16 protein-coding genes are annotated in these 14,401 nt (G+C 63.5%); 11 read left to right on the forward strand and 5 right to left on the reverse strand.

Annotation, left to right across the window (positions count from 1 at the left end; genetic code table 11):
• Both IF809_RS36335 and IF809_RS36340 read left to right on the forward strand, forming a co-directional pair.
• Positions 1–465: aminotransferase class III-fold pyridoxal phosphate-dependent enzyme (locus IF809_RS36335; protein WP_462839913.1), on the forward strand; the 465-nt coding region annotated here is incomplete at its 5' end.
• Positions 466–535: 70 nt separating this feature from the next.
• Positions 536–1,801, forward strand: a complete 1,266-nt coding sequence (locus IF809_RS36340) for a D-amino acid dehydrogenase (protein ID WP_462839914.1) — start codon at positions 536–538, stop codon at positions 1,799–1,801.
• Positions 1,802–1,913: 112 nt separating this feature from the next.
• Here IF809_RS36340 and IF809_RS36345 read toward each other — a convergent pair whose 3' ends face one another.
• Positions 1,914–2,555 (reverse strand): helix-turn-helix domain-containing protein, encoded by a 642-nt coding sequence (locus tag IF809_RS36345; RefSeq protein ID WP_453992854.1) that lies wholly within the window; start codon positions 2,553–2,555, stop codon positions 1,914–1,916.
• A 179-nt stretch (positions 2,556–2,734) separates the two neighbouring features.
• On the opposite strand from IF809_RS36345, the gene IF809_RS36350 reads away from it, so the two are divergent.
• Genes IF809_RS36350 through IF809_RS36365 form a run of 4 tightly spaced genes read left to right on the forward strand, consistent with a single transcriptional unit; the run spans position 2,735 to position 6,205 of the window.
• Complete coding sequence (locus IF809_RS36350; protein WP_128968085.1) at positions 2,735–3,493, forward strand: ABC transporter substrate-binding protein; 759 nt, start codon at positions 2,735–2,737, stop codon at positions 3,491–3,493.
• Between the two features lie 34 nt (positions 3,494–3,527).
• On the forward strand, positions 3,528–4,181 hold the full coding sequence (locus tag IF809_RS36355; RefSeq protein WP_453980329.1) for an amino acid ABC transporter permease: 654 nt from the start codon (positions 3,528–3,530) through the stop codon (positions 4,179–4,181).
• Positions 4,178–4,909, forward strand: coding sequence for an amino acid ABC transporter ATP-binding protein (locus IF809_RS36360; protein ID WP_128968083.1), 732 nt, complete (start codon positions 4,178–4,180; stop codon positions 4,907–4,909). The genes IF809_RS36355 and IF809_RS36360 overlap by 4 nt, the downstream gene beginning before the upstream one ends.
• A gap of 12 nt (positions 4,910–4,921) precedes the next feature.
• A complete protein-coding gene (locus IF809_RS36365) occupies positions 4,922–6,205 on the forward strand; it encodes an NAD(P)/FAD-dependent oxidoreductase (RefSeq protein ID WP_462839915.1) in 1,284 nt (427 codons plus the stop codon).
• Positions 6,206–6,259: 54 nt separating this feature from the next.
• Here IF809_RS36365 and IF809_RS36370 read toward each other — a convergent pair whose 3' ends face one another.
• On the reverse strand, positions 6,260–6,493 hold the full coding sequence (locus IF809_RS36370; protein WP_462839916.1) for a hypothetical protein: 234 nt from the start codon (positions 6,491–6,493) through the stop codon (positions 6,260–6,262).
• Between the two features lie 297 nt (positions 6,494–6,790).
• Here IF809_RS36370 and IF809_RS36375 point away from each other — a divergent pair, with 297 nt between their 5' ends.
• Both IF809_RS36375 and IF809_RS36380 read left to right on the forward strand, forming a co-directional pair.
• The gene (locus tag IF809_RS36375; protein ID WP_462839917.1) at positions 6,791–7,660 is read left to right on the forward strand and encodes a hypothetical protein; all 870 of its coding nucleotides are present in this window, start codon (positions 6,791–6,793) and stop codon (positions 7,658–7,660) included.
• A 43-nt stretch (positions 7,661–7,703) separates the two neighbouring features.
• Positions 7,704–8,372, forward strand: a complete 669-nt coding sequence (locus IF809_RS36380) for a C39 family peptidase (RefSeq protein ID WP_462839918.1) — start codon at positions 7,704–7,706, stop codon at positions 8,370–8,372.
• Positions 8,373–8,442: 70 nt separating this feature from the next.
• Here the strand turns inward: IF809_RS36380 and IF809_RS36385 are convergent, their stop codons facing one another.
• On the reverse strand, positions 8,443–10,032 hold the full coding sequence (locus tag IF809_RS36385; protein ID WP_462839919.1) for a gamma-glutamyltransferase family protein: 1,590 nt from the start codon (positions 10,030–10,032) through the stop codon (positions 8,443–8,445).
• A gap of 116 nt (positions 10,033–10,148) precedes the next feature.
• On the opposite strand from IF809_RS36385, the gene IF809_RS36390 reads away from it, so the two are divergent.
• A complete protein-coding gene (locus tag IF809_RS36390; protein WP_462839920.1) occupies positions 10,149–10,922 on the forward strand; it encodes an enoyl-CoA hydratase-related protein in 774 nt (257 codons plus the stop codon).
• A 91-nt stretch (positions 10,923–11,013) separates the two neighbouring features.
• Here the strand turns inward: IF809_RS36390 and IF809_RS36395 are convergent, their stop codons facing one another.
• Positions 11,014–11,190 (reverse strand): hypothetical protein, encoded by a 177-nt coding sequence (locus IF809_RS36395; RefSeq protein ID WP_164938855.1) that lies wholly within the window; start codon positions 11,188–11,190, stop codon positions 11,014–11,016.
• A gap of 9 nt (positions 11,191–11,199) precedes the next feature.
• The gene (locus IF809_RS36400; RefSeq protein WP_128968079.1) at positions 11,200–11,433 is read right to left on the reverse strand and encodes a DUF6894 family protein; all 234 of its coding nucleotides are present in this window, start codon (positions 11,431–11,433) and stop codon (positions 11,200–11,202) included.
• Positions 11,434–11,682: 249 nt separating this feature from the next.
• Here IF809_RS36400 and IF809_RS36405 point away from each other — a divergent pair, with 249 nt between their 5' ends.
• Together IF809_RS36405 and IF809_RS36410 are read left to right on the forward strand one after the other, a co-directional pair.
• On the forward strand, positions 11,683–13,716 hold the full coding sequence (locus tag IF809_RS36405; RefSeq protein ID WP_462839921.1) for a PQQ-dependent sugar dehydrogenase: 2,034 nt from the start codon (positions 11,683–11,685) through the stop codon (positions 13,714–13,716).
• On the forward strand, positions 13,673–14,401 hold a 729-nt coding region (locus tag IF809_RS36410; RefSeq protein WP_462839922.1), incomplete at its 3' end, for an SMP-30/gluconolactonase/LRE family protein. The genes IF809_RS36405 and IF809_RS36410, both read left to right, overlap by 44 nt.

Here is a 14,401-nt window from a genome sequence, read left to right on the forward strand (position 1 = left end):
GGCACCATTCCGTGCGGTGCAGTGTTCGCCAGCCGCAAGGTTCACGACGGCATGATGGTCGGTCCCGAGAACATGATGGAACTGTTCCACGGCTACACCTATTCAGCGCATCCGACCGCCTGCGCGGCCGGCATCGCGACGCTCGACATCTACAAGGACGAAGGCCTGCTGACGCGCGGTGCCACGATGGCCGAATACTGGCGCGATGCGCTGCATTCGCTCAAGGGGCTGCCCAACGTCGTCGACATCAGAAATTGCGGCCTGATGGGCGCGGTCGAGCTGGCGCCGCGTGACGGCGTCGTTGGTGCGCGGGGCTATGACGTCATGGTCGACTGCTTCAACACCGGCCTTTACCTGCGCATGAGCGGCGACAGCTTCGCGATGTCGCCTCCGCTCATCGTCGAGAAGAGCCACATCGACCAGATGGTCTCGATCCTCGGCGACGCCATCAAGAAGGTGGCCTGATAATTGCTCTCGCCGCCGGTGAGTTTTATCTTGCAGCGGTGAGCGTGATGCCGCGGGAGTTTGACCAAGCGTGAAAGTTCTGATCCTCGGCAGCGGTGTCATCGGCGTCACCTCTGCCTACTACCTCGCCCGTGCCAGCCACGAGGTGACGGTCGTCGACCGTCAGCCCGAGCCGGCGCTGGAGACCTCCTTTGCCAATGCCGGCGAAGTGTCGCCCGGCTATTCCTCGCCATGGGCCGGCCCCGGCGTGCCGGTGAAGGCGGTCAAATGGCTCCTGATGAAGCACGGCCCGCTGGTGATCCGGCCGAAGCTCGATCCCGTGATGTGGGTGTGGCTGCTCAAGATGCTGCGCAACTGCACCAGTGCGCGCTATGCGGTGAACAAGAGCCGGATGATCCCGATCGCGGAATACAGCCGCGATTCCTTGCGCGATCTGCGCCGTGATATCGGCATTCAATATGACGAGCGCTCGCAAGGAACGCTGCAGCTGTTCCGCTATCAGGCCCAGCTCGACGGCACTGGCGAAGACATTGCGGTGCTCAAGCAATATGGCGTGCCTTACGAGACGCTGAGCCGCGAAGGCTGCATCGCGGTCGAACCGGCGCTCGCGGGCGTGAAGGACAAATTCGTCGGTGGCCTTCGCCTGCCGCAGGACGAGACCGGCGACTGTCACATGTTCACGCAGGCGCTGGCCAAGCATGCCCAGGCGCTCGGGGTGCGCTTCCTGTTCAATACCGGCATCGAACGCATCGTTACGGAGGGCGGACGCGTCAGCGGCGTCGCGACCAGTGCCGGCCTGCTGCAGGCAGATAGTTACGTGCTCGCGCTCGGAAGCTACTCGTCACGAATGGCTGCGCCGCTCGGCATCTCGCTGCCGGTCTATCCGGTGAAAGGCTATTCGATCACGGTGCCGATCAAGGACGCTTCCGGCGCGCCGGAATCGACCGTGATGGACGAGAGCTACAAGGTCGCCATCACCCGCCTCGGCAACCGGATCCGCGTCGGCGGCACCGCCGAGATCTCCGGCTATTCGGATAAGCTCTATGATGCGCGCCGCGCCACGCTCGATCATTCGCTGACCGACCTGTTCCCGCGTGGCGGCGATCTCTCCAAGGCAACGTTCTGGAGCGGCCTGCGCCCGATGACGCCGGACGGTCCCCCCGTGATCGGCCCGACGCAATACGCCAACCTCCACCTCAACACCGGGCATGGCACGCTCGGCTGGACCATGTCCTGCGGTTCGGCGCGCGTGCTCGCCGACATGCTGTCGGGCAGGAAACCGGACATCGATGTGAGTGCGCTGTCGGTGGCGCGGTATCAGCACCGGTTTGGGTAAGACTCTATCTCCTCGTCATTGCGAGGAGCTCTCGCGACGAAGCAATCCAGACCGTTTCCGTGGTGAGAGTCCGGATTGCTTCGCTTCGCTAGCAATGTCGAAAGGCGAGAATTCAGCCAGCCCCCGTCACGCAATTCACCCACAGCACGACGGCCTTTGCATCCCGCGCCGGATTGGAAAACCGGTGCGGCCTGCGGCTCGCGAAGCGAAAGCTGTCGCCGGTCTTCAGCGACCATGTCTCGCTGCCGACCGTCAGCATCATCTCGCCTTCGAGCACGAGGCCGGCTTCCTCCCCGTCATGGGTGTAGAGCTCGTCGCCCGTTGAGCCGCCCGGCTCGAGATGCACCAGGAACAAGTTCAGCTTGTTGTCGGCACTGGCCGGGCTTAGCAACTGCTTGGAGACGCCGGTGCGCCACAGCTTGAGCTCCGGTCGCTGCAGTCCGCGCGTGACCACCTGATCGGATGCGCCGTCAGCGCTCGGGCTTGCACCGAACAGCGCGGCGATGCCGACGCCGAGCACGTCGGCGAGCGTCGCCAGCACGCGCAGCGAGGGCGACGATAGGCCGCGCTCGATCTGGCTGAGGAAGCCGATCGACAGGTCCGTGCGCGCCGCGACCGTTTCCAGCGAAAATTGCCTGACGCGCCGAAGATCCCGGATGCGGCGGCCCACCGTGACGTCCATTGCAGGCTCCGCCGGCCTCGCGGTAGCCTTCTTGGCCCGCTTCGCCGGCCTTGCCGCGGCCGGTTTGCGCATTCTTTTGCCACCGCTCACGTCAAACCGCTTCCTTCATGTGCATGAAAACCACTTGCATCGTCCCCGAAACTGTGGCCAAATTTTCATATTGGTGAAAATAGGCCGAAACGGCTCGGCCCGCAACGTCTGCGATCACGACGTGCGAGAGCCGCCATCGGTCGGACCCAAAGGGGGATGCGATGAAGCGTTTTGGTCTGGCCGCGATCGCGGCGCTTGCAATGGCCGCAGTGATGCCGGCTTCCGCGCAGCAGGTGCTCAAGGTCGGCTCCACGCCGACGGGCATTCCCTTCACCTTCCTCGACACCAAGACCAACACCATCCAGGGCATCATGGTCGATCTCGTCACCGAGATCGGCAAGGATGCCGGCTTCAACGTGCAGATCGAGCCGATGCAGTTCTCGGCGCTGATCCCGTCGTTGACCTCGAGCAAGATCGACATCATCGCGGCCGCAATGTTCATCACCGCGCCGCGCAAGGAAGTCGTCGACTTCTCCGACCCGATCTACACCTATGGCGAAGGCCTTGTCGTGCCCAAGAGCGACACCAAGGCCTATGCCACGCAGGACGATCTCAAGGGCGAAACGGTCGGCGCCCAGGTCGGCACCGCCTTCGTCGATGCGCTGAAGAAGACCGGCCTGTTCGCTGACGTGAAGGCCTACGACACCATTCCGGACATCCTGCGCGACGTGAACACCGGCCGCCTCAAGGCCGGCTACGCCGACTATCCGATCCTGGCCTACAATCTGAAGCAGGGTGGCTTCCCCGAAGTGCGTCTCGTCGACGGCTACAAGCCTGTCACCGTCGGCTCGGTCGGCATCGGAGTCCGCAAGGGCGAGACGGCGTTGCTCGCCAAGATCAACGCCTCGCTGGCAAAGCTGAAGGCCAACGGCACCATCGACAAGATCCTCGGCAAGTGGGGTCTCAAGGCCCAGGGTTGATCAAGGCTGATAGCGGTCCATCGAAGGCTTCCCGATGAAAGGCTTCTGGCACGACGCCGTCGAGTTCTTTCCGATCCTGATGAACGGCGTCGCGCTGACGATCATCGTTACCATCGGCTCGCTGCTGCTCTCGACCGTACTTGGCCTGATCTGGGCGATGATGCGGGTATCGGGTATCAAGGCGCTGTCGCTGCTCAGCGCCAGCCTGATCAACGTGATCCGTGGTATCCCGATCATCGTGCTGTTGTTCTACCTGTACTTCGTGATGCCCGATCTCGGCGTCACGCTGTCAGCCTTGCAGGCCGCGATCCTCGGGCTCGGCATCGCCTACTCGGCCTATCAGGCGGAAAACTTCCGCGCCGGCATCGAGGCGATCGACAAGGGCCAGATCGAGGCAGCGCAGTCGATCGGCATGGGCTGGTGGCTCACGATGCGCCGCGTGATCCTGCCGCAGGCCGTCCGCATCGTGCTGCCGCCCTACGGCAACGTCATGATCATGATGCTGAAGGATTCGTCGCAAGCCTCGACCATCACCGTCGCCGAGCTCGCGCTGCAAGGCAAGCTGATCGCCTCCTCGACCTTCAAGAACACCAACGTCTTCACGCTGGTGGCGCTGATGTATCTCACCATGAGCATCCCGCTGATTTTGCTCGTTCGCCATTTCGAGAAGCGGGCGGGCAAGAAATGATCGAGCTCATCGACGTCCACAAGAGCTTTGGCCAGAACGAGGTGCTGAAGGGCATCACGGCCTCCGTGCAGAAGGGCGAGGTGGTCTGCATCATCGGGCCCTCGGGCTCGGGCAAGTCGACCATCCTGCGCTGCATCAACGGCCTGGAAAGCTACGATCGGGGCGAGATCAGCGTCGAAGGCCTCAAGGTCGACCGCGATGCCGCCTCGATCGTGAACATCCGCACCCGGGTGTCGATGGTGTTCCAGCGCTTCAATCTGTTCCCGCATCGGACGGTGCTGGAGAATGTCGTCGAAGGGCCGCTCTTCGTGAAGAAGGAGCCGCGTGCACAAGTGCTCGAGCGAGGCCGTGCGCTGCTCGCGCAGGTTGGGCTCGCCGAGAAGGCCGATGCGCACCCGCCGCAACTCTCCGGCGGCCAGCAGCAGCGCGTCGCGATCGCGCGTGCACTTGCCATGCAGCCCAAGGCGATCCTGTTCGATGAGCCGACCTCGGCGCTCGACCCTGAACTGGTCGGCGAGGTGCTCGGCGTGATGCGCAAGCTCGCCGATGACGGCATGACCATGGTCGTCGTCACCCACGAGATGGGCTTTGCCCGCGATGTCGCCGACCGTGTGCTGTTCATCGATGGCGGCATCATCGTCGAGCAGGGGCCGGCGAAAACACTACTCAACCATCCCCAGCATCCGCGCACGCAGGACTTCTTGCGCCGCGTGCTGCATCCGCTCTGACCGGTTCTCGCCATGACGCGCCTGCCGCTGCCGCCCTCGCTCTATGCCGATACTGCCGTCGCGCCCGCCGCGACGCCGCCGCTCGATGTGGATAAGACAGTTTCCGTCGCGATCGTCGGCGGCGGCTACACTGGCCTGTCCGCGGCGTTGCATCTGGCGGAGCAGGGCGTCGAGGCGTTGGTACTGGAGGCACAGGAGCCAGGCTGGGGCGCGTCGGGCAACAATGGCGGTCACACCAATCCCGGCCTGAAGCACGATCCCGATCAGATCGAGGCTGATTTCGGTTCTGAACTCGGCCGCCGGATGATCGAATTTTCTTACGGCACGACGAACTTCACCCACGACCTGATCCGCCGCTACCAGATCCCGTGCGAGGCAAGGCAGAACGGCACGCTGCGCGCAGCCTATAACGAGGCCAGCGCCGCCGCGATCGAAAAGACGGCGCGGCAATGCATCCGTCGCGGCATGCCGGTGACATATCTGAACCGCGAGCAATTGCGCGAGATGACGGGCACCGATCGCTACATCGGTGCGATGCTGGATACGCGCGGCGGTGATCTGCATCCGCTCAGCTACGCGCGGGGCCTCGCCCGCGCGGCGATGTCGGCGAGTGCGAAGGTGTATGGCGAGACGCCTGCGCTGTCGCTGCGCCGTGAGGGCTCGCGCTGGCGCATCGAGACGCCACGGGCGATCGTGCACGCCGACAAGGTCCTGCTTGCCACCAACGGCTTCACCGACGATCTCTGGCCCGCGCTCCGCCGCACCATCGTGCCGGTGTTTTCCTCGATCGCTGCCACCGCGCCGCTGTCGGACGACGTCGCGCGGTCGATCATGCCGACGCGGCCCGTGCTCTACGAGAGCGGCCACATCACCGTCTATTACCGCATCGATCAGCAGAACCGTCTTCTCATGGGCGGCCGCGGCCCGATGCGCTGGATCAGCTCGCCCGATGATGTCGCCTATCTCATCCGTTATGCCGAGCGCCTATGGCCGCAGCTCAAGGGTGTGCGGTGGACCCATGGCTGGAACAGCCGGCTCGCGATCACCAAGGACCATTATCCGCACGTGCACGAGCCCGCGGAAGACATCCTGATCTCGCTCGGCTGCAACGGTCGAGGTGTCGCACTCGCGACCGCGATGGGCGCGCAGCTCGCGCGCCGGCTGATCGGCGGCGCCAAGGCCGAGATCGACATGCCGATCACCGGCATCAAGCCGATCCCGATGCACGCGTTCTGGCCGGTCGGTGTGACCACGGCGGTGATCGCAGGACGCGTGCGCGACCGGCTCGGCATTTGAAGAAGGCGCCGCTCCACCGAGGAGCGACGCCTTGCATGATTGGCAGCTTGGATATCAGCAGCGGCCCTGCTTCCACAGGCCCGGCGGACACCCGTGACCCTGCCAGCCGACCTTTCGGCCGTGATACCAGCCGGCCGGCGTGCCGTGGTGATGGTGGCCCATTCCGTGGCCGTGACCGTGTCCGCCTCCATGGCCGCCTCCGTGTCCGCCCTTGGCGAGCGCAGGGCTGGTCAGCGTGAGGCCGGCAGCAACGAGCAGCGAAGCGGCGAGCGCGAGTGTTTTCATCATGTCCTCCAGGTGAGCCCGTTCAGGGCGAGCGCATTTGTCCGCTCAATGAACGAGATGCGAGCAGGTAAGTTCCTTGCAAATGTGGGGAAGTCGTGGCTCTCGCGGGCGTAGAGTCGCAGAGGCGGCGCTTGCCTGGCGCGAGCGCGCTGATGGTGCGGGGGGCAACTCGAAGCAATTCCCCCATTGTCTTGCTGCGCAAAGCCGCTATGGTTGTGCGGTTGATATTGCACCACCTCATTGCCGCGACTTTATCGAGACGTATTGGCTGCATCGCAGCATTTCGTTTTCGGAGGGGCTATGTCTAATTGCGCGCAAGCGCCGGCCGCGACTACGCCGCCGGCGACCACAACGTCGACGGATATTCTCCTTAAGAGTTTCGACGATCGCATCGGCGAGCTCGAGAAAAGCTCGCACAAGACAATGTTCAAGAAGCTGACCGAAAGCGCGAGCGCGAGCGCGCTGTTTCTCGGATTGGTTTTGACCTTCGCCTCTCTTCACGAGACGTTCGTCGCCAAGCCGGAGGCGGATCGCATTGCTCGATTGAGCCAGTTCAACCAAGCCGTCAACTCTGCCGCCAAACAGAGGCAGGAGCTGATCAAATTCTCGCTCGATTCCTCTACGCCACAGCTCCGACTTGCCATGGCCAGCGCGATTACCCCGCAGATACTCAACGACATCGCCACTGCTCGCGCAATGTTGCGGGATATGAAGGACGAAGACGTAGGCATTCCGCAGCTGCTGATCTTGATCAACGAGGCCTATACGGTCGGTGATTTCCAGATTGCAGGTGCGTTCGTGTCGCGCGCGATCGCGAAGACCGATGCGACCCCTTATCTCCGGTCGGAGGCTCGGCGGTATCAAGGCAAGTTGTTCTATGCGACCGGGGAGCTTGCCAAGGGACACGTCGCATTCCTCGAAGCGATGAATACGTTGCCGGATACGCCGCAGAACCTGCCGGCGCGCACCTACGTCATGGCCGATCTGGTGATCGCCGAGTATATGACGCGCGATTGCGACAACGGTGCCCGCGACTTTCAGCAGTTCGTGGATATGAGCAGAGGGCTCTATAGCCAGCAGCGGGTTCAGCTCGGCGCGACCGTGAAGGACGCGCTTGTCCAACTCCAGGGCGGGAGTTGTCCTATTCCGGCGAATTTTTCCGATCTATGAGTGTCATTTGCGTTTTCTCACATTTGCTCCTCGGGGGAATTCCATGAAGCAATTTGCATTGAGAATAGTCATGCTCGCGTTGTTTGCGCTTTGCTCCCTGCCGGGACGAGCGGCCGCCGCTGTGTTGCCGATCGCTCCGGTCGCCCAGCAGGCGCCAGAATGGTGCTTCGCTGCCTCCGCCGCGATGATCTTCGAATATCTCGGCTATCCCAACCTCAATCAGTTCGGAAACTACCAGTGCGCTGTCGTGGCTGCGCAGGGCGGACCATGCATGTCGAATTGCGGGATGTGCCTGAATGCCGGCGGAACGATGCAGAGGGTTGCGTTCATCATGCAGTCTTACGCTATGTTGACCCAGCAACTGACGGGTTATCAAAATCCGAGCGTCACTCTTCAGTTTCGTGGAGTCCTGCCGCCTGTCGAAATCGCACGCCAAATCGATAATGACGGGCCGATCCTTGCAGGAATTAGCCCGGGCCAGATTCCGTTCCCGCCCGGGTTGGGCGTCAGCCAGCATGCGGTCGTGGTGGTCGGCTACGAGAGCCACCCGGGAGGCTTAGACATCATACTGAACGATCCATTTCCCTACGCCGGGATGGCAAACCCCTACATTGCGGCCGGAGGTATCATGCTGAAAGCCGGACAGTACCGGATCGCATTTCAAACCTTCGTCGGTGTTTTTCATTACGGAAATTCACTGACGTTCCGATAGTGAGTCATCCAGGGGACAGGATTTCGGCTAGATCTCGACCATCCGTGGCTCGGCATGTAGTTGCCCTCGACTAGCCTTCCGCCACCGCGTCGGCCCAGGGCTGGAAGATTTCGACCGCGCCGGAATTGACCTCGCCCTCGCGCATCACGACGCTCGGGCAGGCGAATTTCTGCGGCAAGGCCTGCACGCGGCTCTCCTCGTAGTCGAAGCGCGCGGCCAGGGCTTTGCGTGTTTCCTCCGGCAGCCTGATGTCGCCGATGACGATCGCGCCTTCGCTGGCGTCGATGCGCGGCTGGTGAATGGCGGCGTCGAGATCCATGCCGAAATCCATCGCAAAGGAGACGAGCTGCATCACTGACGGCAGGATGCGTCGCCCGCCGGAAGCGCCGACCGCAAGGCGCTTGGCGTTCTTCGTCTCCGCGATGACGGGCGTATAGTTGCAGAGGCAGCGCTTGCCGGGTGCGAGCGAGTTGGTGGTGCCCGGAGTCGGATCGAACCACATGATGCCGTTGTTCATGGCGATGCCGCTGTGCGGGGTCACATATTTGGAGCCGAACGAGGAGAGCAGCGTCTGCGTCACCGCGGCGATGTTGCCGTGGCGGTCGACCACTGAGAAATGCGTGGTGCAGGCCGGCGCGAGATATTCGGCGCCGAGCGAGCGCTTGCCGTCGGCATCGCCCATGTCCTTGAGCCGCTCGCGGAAAGCCGCCTGCAAGGCGAGCGCAAATTCGACGTAGGTGTCCGCATCCGGTGCGCCCGCCGGTTTCAGACTCTGCTGCAACAGGCGCAGCGCATGCGCCATGGTCGGGCCGGCCGTGAGCTCCGGCGTCGCATAGACCTTGCCGCCGCGATAGGGGATCGCCAGCGGCTCGCGCAGATGCGCGCGGAATGCGGCAAGATCCTCGACCGAGAGCGAGCCGCCGTCACCCCTGATGTCGGATGCGATACTGTCGGCGAGATCGCCCTGATAGAAGTCGCGCGGACCGGCTTCGGCGAGGTGCGACAGCGTCCCCTTGAGTGCATCCTGCGGCAATCGCACCTCAGATTTGATCCCCCATGGCGGGCTCGGCGGCAGGCCGTCCTTCAAGAAGGCGGCTGCGCTTGCCGGATAACGCCGCAGATCGGCCGCCGAGGCCGTGATCGTCAGTGCGGTCCACCAATCGACCAGCAGGCCTTCGCCGGCGAGCGCGGCAGCCGGCGCGACCAGATCCTTCCATGGCATCTTGGCGTAGCGGCGATGCGCCTCTTCCATGCCGGCGACGACACCGGGTACCGCGATTGCGCCGGGGCCGTGGATGTTGCGGTCGTCCTTCACCCGCGACCAGGGGAAGAGATCGGAGGCCGCGCCTTCGCCACTGAGCGGATAATCGGCGGCGCGCAGGCTCTGCGGCGCGGACATGCCGTAGTCGATCACCTCGTAGCGATTGTCCTTGGCGCGGTAGAGCACCATCGCACCGCCGCCGCCGATGCCGCTGTTCCAGGGCTCCAGCACGTTCAGCGCAAAGGTGGTTGCCACGATCGCATCGACGCAGTCACCACCCGATGCCAGCACCTGCGCTCCCACCTCGGCTGCCCGTCGCGATTGCGAAGCGACAATGCCGCCCTTGGATGTGACGGCGGGTTTGCGGACGGTCTGGTTGAGGCTGAACTGATGAGGCATGTCGTCTTGAACTCTGGTTTGGCTTCGTTGCGCGGACGTCGAAGCTCCGTAATTGGCGGAGCGCGCGAAGAATGGCACATTGGCGCCCACGAGAACATCGAAAGGGAGATGACGACATGGCTGGTGTGAAACAGGCGCGGGACGGCGCGGTCGGGATTTTGACGCTCGACGAGCCGGCCAGCCTGAACGCGATGACGCCGGACCTGCTCGGTGCGCTCGCAGCCGCAGTCGCCGAGATGACTGGAGATGAGGAGGTTCGCGCCCTCATCCTCACCGGGGCCGGGCGCGGATTTTGCTCGGGGCAGAATTTGAAGGCAGCCGGAGCGCTCGGTGAGGACCTCGCCGCCGGCGTGATGCGCTTCTACTGGCCGGCCTTCAGGGCGCTGCGTGAATGCCGTGTGCCCGTCGTCGTTGCGGTCAACGGCGTCGCGGCCGGCGGCGGTTTTAGCCTCGCGATGGCCGGCGATGTGATCGTTGCAGCGCGTTCGGCAAGTTTTATTCAAGTCTTCAGCCGGATTGCGCTGGTGCCCGACCTCGGCTCGACCTGGCTGTTGCCGCGGCTGATCGGCCGGCAGCGCGCGCTCGAGCTGATGCTGCTCAACGAGCCTCTGACGGCGGAGCGCGCCCAGGAGATCGGCCTCGTGCGGCAGGTCGTCGAGGATACGAAACTGATGGACGAGGCGCTGACACTCGCGCGCCGTCTGGCTGAGGGGCCGACGCGTGCTTTGGTCGCGACCCGCGCGCTTGTCGAGGAAAGCGAGCACGCCAGCTACGAGGCGCAGTTCCGTCGCGAGATCGAGCTTCAGGCCACCATCCGCCAAAGCGCCGACGCGATCGAGGGCCGGAAAGCCTTCATCGAGAAGCGCAAGGCAAAGTTTACCGGCAGGTGAAGCGGGCGCTGCCTGTCCTCAGCCTTAAAAACGTCGATGGCCGGGACAAGCCCGGCCATGATGAAAAAACAGAAATGAGGCGAAGCTACGCTCAGAGCCCGCGGTTCAGGCGGCTGGCCTGGTACTTGGCGCGCCATTTCGGGCCAGGCCCGCGCATATAATGCAGCTCGGGGCGGTAGGGGTCGCCGGCGACCCGGATCAGCGTCTGCCATTTACTGGCGACGAAGGTGAGGGGCTGGCGGAGCAGGGTCAGGGAAGCGAACAGCACGGCATCACCTCAATGCGGCTTGCCGAGCATGGCCGTGAAGGGGAGGTCCAGAATCTCTTCGCCGTCGTCGTCGCTGATGTGAATCACCCAATCGCGCCAGTCTTCGGCGCCGGGCGTCAGGATCATCGAGCGCATGATCTGGGCGGCGCGATCGCGCGCCTCGGTGAGGTTGGCGACTGCGGTGCCGTAGCGATCGATCAACGTGCCTTCAGCATTCGAGCAGTGGAAATACATCTGAACCATAGACGCCTCCTCTGGAAAGCGAACTGGACGGCACATCGGTACCACCCCAACGAAGCGAAAAACATTCGGGCCAACCCCGGTAAGGGAATCTACGGAAGTTGGTCGGCACCACGCGCGTGGCGGGTTTGATCACAGGCCGGTGATGTTCAACTGGACGAGGCCCGCACGGCATGGAACAAGCTTCGACCGAAAGTCGCGGAGGCCGCTGTGAATCAGGTCACATTGCAGGATAGACGCCGAAGCTTGCGCGTGGGTGTTGCCGCCCTGGCCGCGATCATTCTCGGCGTCGCTTCGCCCGCCGCGTCCGAACCGGTCAGAAAAAGCGGCTATGCGCTGGGAACGGAGACTTGCGGCAGCGGCGATCTCGCCTTTCCCAGGCTCCAGATCGACATGAAGGCCGGCTTCTGCGCTGGCCTTGTCGCGAGCGAGGAGGACCATCTGAAATTTCCGCGGTCGATCATCCAGGTACCCGGTCGCGACATGTTCGTGGTTGCCGACATGGGGGGCTGGGGTCACGCCGACGGACGGCTGCTGCTGCTCGATCCCCACGCGCCCAGTGGCCAGCGTTTCAAAGAGCTCCTGACCGGCGTCGAATATCCGTTCGGCCTCGTGGTCGGGCCGGACAAGAAACTCTATGCGTCGACCGCCGAGACCATCTTCCGTTTCGATCCTCTTGCGGACAATCCGCGCGGCACGGTCGAGACCATCGTCCGTCACATGCCGGGCCGGCGCATCACGCTGCCTGATGGGACGAAGCTCGACGAGGCGGCGCATCCGCTGAAGCAGTTCGTGCTCGATCGCAACGGGCGGCTGTTCGTCAACATCGGGGCCCACAACGACGATTGCATCACGCCGGCACCGATCACGAAGCCTTGCGCGGCAGCCGAAGGCGCCTCCGCGATGGCCGCGATCTGGCTGTTCACACCGCCGTCAGGCGGCATCTTTCCGGCGTTGAAGCCGAACGATCCCGATCCGCCGCACACGATCTACGCGCGGGGCTTGCGCAACTCGATGGCGCTGGCGCTGCACCCGAATTTTCCGGACGCCGGCTACGCTTTCCTGCAAGGCGAGAATGGCCGCGACCTGCCCGATATTTTCAAGCCGAACGAGGAGATCAATGCGATCGAGCAGGGCAGACATTATGGCTGGCCCTATTGCTACGACCTGTCGACGCCGAGCCCCGAGTTCAAGCTCGTGCTGCAATCGGGCGTCTACAAATCGCTTTGCACCGGCAATGCGCTGTACAAGGCGCCGCTCTCGCTGCTGCCGCCGCACGGCGCGCCGCTTGCGATGCTGTATTATCACGGCACAAAATTTCCTGAGCTCGAAGGCAAGCTCCTGGTTGGTCTGCACGGCTATCGCCCGACCGGCAGCCGCGTGCTGATCTACGACGTTGACGGCCACGGTTTTCCCAAGCCAGCGCCGGCACCGGTGCGCTACCACGTCAGTTGCGCGGCAGATCCAACTCACAATTTTCAAACCGACGCCGGCGATGTTGCCGCTGCGCCATTCGAGGAATTGATCGCCGGCTGGCACCGCGCCAACGGCGCGCGGCCGCAAGGCGCGCCGGCTGGCATGACTGTCGCGGAGGACGGTGCGATCTGGCTCGTCGAGGACAAGAACCAGACGATCATCCGCATCGACCGCACTGCCGGCGATGCACCGCCCCCGCTGCCCTGCGACACGCGCAGTCAGGCGCTGATCGACCAGCTTGCCGCCTTCGTCGCCGGGGATGCGCAGAACAAGGCGCGGCTCACCACGCTGCGCAAGAATCTCGTCGAAAAGCACTGTATCGGCTGCCATTCCGATTTCGGCCTGAAGGCGGGCCAGTCTGATGCAGACAGGGACGTAGCCGTGCTTCGCTTCATGCTGTCGCAGGATGGCTGGATCTATCCGGGTGATCCCGCTTCGGGCAGGCTGCGCACGCGGCTGCGCGGCATCGGTGCGGAGAAGCTGATGCCGCAGGGCGGGGAGGGCCTGCCGAAGACCGAGCCCGGTTACCAGGCTCTGCTCAACACCGCTGATCTCTTCGTTGCCAAGATGGTTCCGGGAACGCCGATGCGCATCAGGCTCGGCCTGCCGCAGCGCAAGTTCTTCAGCAAGACGAACAAGGAATGCGGCGAAATACCGGCCGCCAAGGTCGTTGTCGTGACACAAAGGAACGCTGTAGACAAACCGGGCTTCAGCCGATTCTTCCGGCCGGCCGATCCTTATTTGAATGGCGAGTGCAGCGACGGCGATGGCTATTACATCCGGCAGGAATTTCTGGTGCCTGTGCAGTAGCCTTCTGCTTGTTGTCGCAACGCCGCTCGTCGCCGCCGAGACCACGCTGTTCGAAAGCGTGCAGGTAACGCCTTCAGACGAATACACGCACGGCATCGAGGGGCCGGCCGCCGATCTCGACGGCAACCTCTTTGTCGTCAATTTCGGCAAATCAGGCACGATCGGTCGATTGCCTGCGGGCGGCGCAGCGTCGGAAGCCTTCACGACGCTCCCCGAGGGAAGCATCGGCAATGCCATCCGCTTCGATTCCCATGGTACGATGTTCATCGCCGACTACAAGAAGCACAACATCTTTGCGATCACGAAGGGCACGACCGAGCCGGTCGTCTGGTTTCACTCCGACGAGATGAACCAGCCCAACGACATCACGATCGCCCGCGACGGTACGATTTATGCGAGCGATCCGAACTGGAAGGGCCGGGAAGGCCACATCTGGCGTATCGCCAAAGCCGCGGACGGTGTGGTGCAGGGGCAAATCATGCCGGCGCCGCGCGCGATGGGCACCACCAACGGCATCGACCTCAGCCCCGACGGCAAGACGCTCTATGTCGGCGAATCCAGCAATGGCCAGGTCTGGTCCTACACCATCAACGGCAACGCGCTCACCGACCCAAAGCTCGTCAAGGCATTCCAGCCCGACACCATCGACGGCCTCCGGACCGATGTCGCCGGCCGCCTCTACATC

The sequence above is a fragment of the Bradyrhizobium sp. UFLA06-24 genome (genome assembly GCF_054967145.1).

Coding starts and splice junctions, on each gene's coding strand:
- IF809_RS36345 (WP_453992854.1), bottom strand. CDS start 2,555: ATGCGCAAACCGGCCGCGGCAAGGCCGGCGAAGCGGGCCAAGAAGGCT.
- IF809_RS36350 (WP_128968085.1), top strand. CDS start 2,735: ATGAAGCGTTTTGGTCTGGCCGCGATCGCGGCGCTTGCAATGGCCGCA.
- IF809_RS36355 (WP_453980329.1), top strand. CDS start 3,528: ATGAAAGGCTTCTGGCACGACGCCGTCGAGTTCTTTCCGATCCTGATG.
- IF809_RS36360 (WP_128968083.1), top strand. CDS start 4,178: ATGATCGAGCTCATCGACGTCCACAAGAGCTTTGGCCAGAACGAGGTG.
- IF809_RS36365 (WP_462839915.1), top strand. CDS start 4,922: ATGACGCGCCTGCCGCTGCCGCCCTCGCTCTATGCCGATACTGCCGTC.
- IF809_RS36370 (WP_462839916.1), bottom strand. CDS start 6,493: ATGATGAAAACACTCGCGCTCGCCGCTTCGCTGCTCGTTGCTGCCGGC.
- IF809_RS36375 (WP_462839917.1), top strand. CDS start 6,791: ATGTCTAATTGCGCGCAAGCGCCGGCCGCGACTACGCCGCCGGCGACC.
- IF809_RS36380 (WP_462839918.1), top strand. CDS start 7,704: ATGAAGCAATTTGCATTGAGAATAGTCATGCTCGCGTTGTTTGCGCTT.
- IF809_RS36385 (WP_462839919.1), bottom strand. CDS start 10,032: ATGCCTCATCAGTTCAGCCTCAACCAGACCGTCCGCAAACCCGCCGTC.
- IF809_RS36390 (WP_462839920.1), top strand. CDS start 10,149: ATGGCTGGTGTGAAACAGGCGCGGGACGGCGCGGTCGGGATTTTGACG.
- IF809_RS36400 (WP_128968079.1), bottom strand. CDS start 11,433: ATGGTTCAGATGTATTTCCACTGCTCGAATGCTGAAGGCACGTTGATC.